The following is a 3,986-nucleotide window of genomic DNA, read 5'->3' as shown; positions in this document are numbered from 1 at the left end:
GGTTCAACAGCGACCGCCATTGACGAAAACTCTGGTGAAAACACGGTGATTTACACCGCGGCGACGGATGATGCGACAGCGGTTTATAGCCTCTCGGGGGCTGATGCTGCTTTGTTCAGCATCAACTCAGCCACCGGTGAAGTCACCTTGTTGGCGGATGCGGATTACGAAACCAAACCAAGCTACAGCTTTACCGTCACCGCCACCGATGGAGCCGGTAACCACACCGACCAAATCGTCACCTTGGCAGTCAATAACCTGGATGAAGCAGTGCCAAGCATTACATCTGGCGCTACGGCTACTGCGATCGATGAAAACAGCGGTGCCGGGCAAGTGGTGTATACAGCCACTGCCGATGACTCCGCAGATATCTCTGATGGCGTGACTTTCTCGCTCTCAGGCGACGATGCGGCGTATTTCTCGATTGATGCTGTAACTGGTGAAGTGACCTTATTGGCCGATGCGGACTATGAGACCAAATCCAGCTACAGCTTTATTGTTACAGCCACCGACGGCGCGAGTTTACAAGATAGCCAAGCCGTGACACTGGATGTGAATGATCTGGATGAAGTGGCACCGGCATTTACATCCGGTTCAACAGCGACCGCCATTGACGAAAACTCCGGTGAAAACACGGTGATTTACACCGCGGCGACGGATGATGCGACGGCGGTTTATAGCCTCTCGGGAGCCGATGCAGGGCTGTTCAGCATTAATTCAGCCACCGGCGAAGTGACGTTATTGGCTGATGCCAATTACGAGACCAAGTCCAGCTACAGCTTTACTGTCATCGCCACCGATGGAGCCGGTAACCATACCGATCAACTGGTTACACTCGATGTAAACAACCTCGACGAAATCGCACCAACGATTACTTCCGGCGCGACGGCTACTGCAATCAATGAAAACTCAGGTGCTGGGCAAGTGGTGTATACCGCTGTTGCTGATGACTCTGCTGATATTTCTGATGGCGTGACTTTCTCGCTGTCTGGTGCAGATGCGGCATATTTCTCGATTGATGCCAGCACCGGTGAAGTCACCTTGTTGGCCGATGCCGACTATGAGACCAAGTCCAGTTACAGCTTTACTGTTACAGCCACCGATGGGGCGGGTAACCACAAGGACCAAGCCGTCACCTTGGCAGTCAATAACCTGGATGAAGCAGCGCCAAGCATTACATCTGGCGCTACGGCCACCTCGATCGATGAAAACAGCGGTGCTGGGCAAGTGGTGTATACCGCCACCGCTGATGACTCTGCTGATATTTCGGACGGCGTAACGTTTAGCCTCAGTGGTACTGGCGCGGCTTACTTCTCGATTGATGCCAGCACCGGTGAAGTCACCTTGTTGGCGGATGCGGATTACGAAACCAAACCAAGCTACAGCTTTACTGTTACAGCCACCGATGGGGCCGGTAACCACACGGACCAAGCCGTCACCTTGGCGGTCAATGATCTGGATGAAGTGGCACCGACGATTACCTCTGGTGATACCGCGACTGCCATCGATGAAAACAGCGGTGCTGGGCAGGTGGTGTATACCGCTGTTGCTGATGACTCAGTGGATATTTCGGACGGCGTAACGTTTAGCCTCAGTGGTACTGACGCGGCTTACTTCTCGATTGATGCCAGCACCGGTGAAGTGACTCTGTTGGCCGATGCTGATTACGAGACCAAGTCCAGCTACAACTTTACTGTAATCGCCACCGATGGAGTCGGTCACTTCACTGACCAGACCGTCACTCTGGCGGTGAATAACCTGGATGAAGTGGGGCCTGTATTTACCTCCGGGACTCTGGCTGATGCCATTGACGAAAATTCTGGTGCCAGCTCAGTTATTTACACCGCAGCGACCGATGACGCGACAGCGGTTTATAGCCTCTCGGGGGCTGATGCAGGGCTGTTCAGCATCAACTCCGCTACAGGTGAAGTGACTTTGTTGGCCGATGCCGACTACGAGACCAAGTCCAGTTATAGCTTTACCGTCACAGCCACCGACGGAGCCGGTAACTTTACCGATCAAACCGTTACCCTGGCGGTCAATAACCTGGATGAAGTGGCACCGACGATTACCTCTGGTGATACCGCCACTGCCATCGTTGAAAACAGCGGTGCTGGGCAGGTGGTGTATACCGCGGCCGCTGATGATGACTCTGCTGATATCTCGGACGGCGTAACGTTTAGCCTCAGTGGTACTGACGCGGCTTACTTCTCGATTGATGCCAGCACCGGCGAAGTCACCTTGTTGGCGGATGCCGACTACGAGACCAAACCAAACTACAGTTTTACTGTAACTGCCACCGATGGCGCCGGTCACTTCACTGATCAGACCGTGACGCTGGCGGTCAATGATCTGGATGAGTCAGGACCGGTATTTAACTCCGGGAGTCTGGCAGATGCTATTGATGAAAATTCTGGTGCCAGCTCGGTTATTTACACAGCCACAACCAATGACGCGCCAGCGGTTTATAGCCTCTCGGGAGCCGATGCAGCGTATTTCAGCATCAACTCCGCTACAGGCGAAGTCACCTTGTTGGCCGACGCTGATTACGAAACAAAAGACAGTTACAACTTTACCGTCACAGCCATCGATGGAGCCGGTAACCACACCGACCAAATCGTCACCTTAGCAGTCAATAACCTCGATGAAGTGGCGCCAAGCATTACATCTGGCGCTACGGCCACTGCGATCGATGAAAACAGCGGTGCGGGCAGTGTGATTTATACCGCCACTGCCGATGACTCCGCAGATATCTCTGATGGTGTGAGTTTCAGTCTGTCGGGTGCAGATGCTGCGTATTTCAGCATCAACCCGGCCACCGGTGAAGTCACCTTATTGGCCGACGCTGATTACGAGACCAAACCAAACTACAGTTTTACTGTAACTGCCACCGATGGCGCCGGTCACTTCACTGATCAGACCGTGACGCTGGCGGTCAATGATCTGGATGAGTCGGGACCGGTATTTAACTCCGGGAGTCTGGCGGATGCCATTGATGAAAGCTCTGGTGCCAGCTCGGTTATTTACACAGCCACAACCAATGATGCGACAGCGGTTTATAGCCTCTCGGGAGCCGATGCAGCGTATTTCAGCATCAACTCCGCTACAGGCGAAGTCACCTTGTTGGCCGACGCTGATTACGAAACAAAAGACAGTTACAACTTTACCGTCACAGCCATCGATGGAGCCGGTAACCACACCGACCAAATCGTCACCTTAGCAGTCAATAACCTCGATGAAGTGGCACCGACGATTACTTCTGGCGCTACCGCGACTGCGATCGATGAAAACTCAGGTGCTGGGCAGGTGGTGTATACCGCCATTGCCGATGACTCCACAGATATCTCCGATGGTGTGACTTTTTCGCTCTCAGGCACAGATGCGTCACGGTTCAGCATCAACTCAGCCACCGGTGAAGTCACCTTGTTGGCGGATGCGGACTACGAGACCAAACCAAGTTACAACTTTACCGTCACCGCCACCGATGGAGCGGGTAACTTTACCAATCAGGCCGTTACCCTGGCAGTCAATAACCTGGATGAAGTGGCACCAACGATTACCTCTGGTGATACCGCGACTGCCATCGATGAAAACAGCGGTGCCGTGGTATATACCGCCATTGCCGATGACTCCACAGATATCTCTGATGGTGTGACTTTCTCGCTCTCAGGCGACGATGCAGCGTATTTTTCGATTGATACCAGCACCGGTGAAGTCACCTTGTTGGCCGACGCCGATTACGAAACAAAAGCCAGCTATTCATTTGTAGTCACCGCCACCGATGGGGCTGGTCACTTCACTGATCAGACCGTGACGCTGGATGTGAATGATCTGGATGAAGTGGGGCCTGTATTTACTTCCGGCACGTTGGCGGATGTCATTGATGAGAACTCCGGTGAGAACGCGGTGATTTACACCGCGACCACGGACGACGCGACGGCGGTTTATAGCCTCTCGGGAGCCGATGCAGGGCTGTTCAGCATCAA

The 3,986-nt window shown here is 53.5% G+C and carries 1 protein-coding gene; it reads left to right on the top strand.

Translation table 11 applies throughout. From position 1 onward, the window contains the following. Positions 1-3,986 (top strand): cadherin repeat domain-containing protein (locus tag Q8W32_RS16435; protein ID WP_305415673.1); only part of this gene is annotated, 3,986 nt, incomplete at both ends.

It is taken from the genome of Oceanobacter sp. 3_MG-2023 (assembly GCF_030688925.1).
Classification (GTDB): Bacteria; Pseudomonadota; Gammaproteobacteria; order Pseudomonadales; family Oceanobacteraceae; genus Oceanobacter.
Note: the sequence above shows the minus strand (reverse complement) of the source record. Positions and strands in the feature narration are given on the sequence as shown.